The organism is Maribacter sp. TH_r10 (assembly GCF_033101095.1).
GTDB classification, from domain to species: Bacteria; Bacteroidota; Bacteroidia; order Flavobacteriales; family Flavobacteriaceae; genus Maribacter_A; species Maribacter_A luteus.
In genome coordinates this window covers 1-1132 of sequence record NZ_JAWMPY010000026.1, presented here as the reverse complement: position 1 = coordinate 1132, position 1132 = coordinate 1, and the positions used below count along the sequence as shown (strand labels likewise).

General features: G+C 47.2%; 1 protein-coding gene. It reads right to left on the bottom strand.

Going from position 1 to position 1132, the window contains the following annotated elements; translation table 11 throughout:
• The coding region (locus R3X28_RS19160; protein WP_317666487.1) for a hypothetical protein at positions 1-1132 on the bottom strand (1132 nt) is incomplete at both ends.

Genomic DNA, 1132 nt, shown 5'->3' with positions numbered 1-1132 from the left:
TGGCCAGTTCCGCCGTGGTTATGGCATCATCCGCCATCTTCGCATTCGTAATTGCATTATCCGCAACATCTACGCTTACATCTTTAAAGATAGAATCATCGCCTCCTGTAATAGCTATTGTAGCATTAGTTGAGGATAGTGTACCGTCCGCAATTGCGGTCTCATCTACAGCTACCGTATATTCTGTATTATTCCCTGTTGTCGATGAACTTACACTAACTCCTGTTCCTGCCGTTACACTTGTGGTTAATTCACTTGCAGCTACTTCTGCATCCGTAGCCAAACTTGCGTCCGCACTGAACACCGTTCCGGTTAAAACCAAGCCTGTGCCTGCCGTATACTGGGTATCATTATCGGTTGCACTTGCCAGAGCTTCGATCGCCCCTTGCACATCGGTTGCACCAAGAGTTGCCGTGCTATCATCGAAAGTAACCTCGCCCGCATTCTGATCATCAGTTGCAAGAAGACCGCTACCACTTACACTAAGAGCATTGTTCGTTGCCGGGTCAACTACCGCCGTGAACACATTGCTCCCATTTAAATTCAACCCGTTCCCTGCCGTATACTGGGTATCGGTATCAACACCTGCAGTGATATCCGACAATGGAACACTTACGGTATTACCATTCTCTATACTTACTTCTAAATTTGAACCATTTACCTGAAAGTTTTGTAAATCCTGTTCATCCGTATCAACCGTTGCATCCGGCACATCGATGGTAAAGTTTGGATAGGTCCCGCCCACCGTTACATTACCATTACCACCATCAACGATACTTACCGTTTGGTCCGGTGAAGCATTGCTAACCGTGTACGCCGTATTGTTTCCTGAAGTTGACGCACTTACAGTAATATCCGAACCTGCAACAACACTTGATGTTAATTCATTGGCCGCTACTTCTGCATCCGTAGCCAAACTTGCGTCCGCACTGAACACCGTCCCGGTTAAAACCAAGCCTGTGCCTGCCGTGTACTGTGTATCATTATCGGTTGCACTTGCAAGAGCTTCGATTGCCCCCTGTACATCGGTTTCGCCAAGTGATGCCGTACTATCATCGAAAGTAACCTCCCCTGCATTCTGATCGTCAGTTGCAAGAAGACCACTAGCACTTACACTAAGAGCATTGTTCGC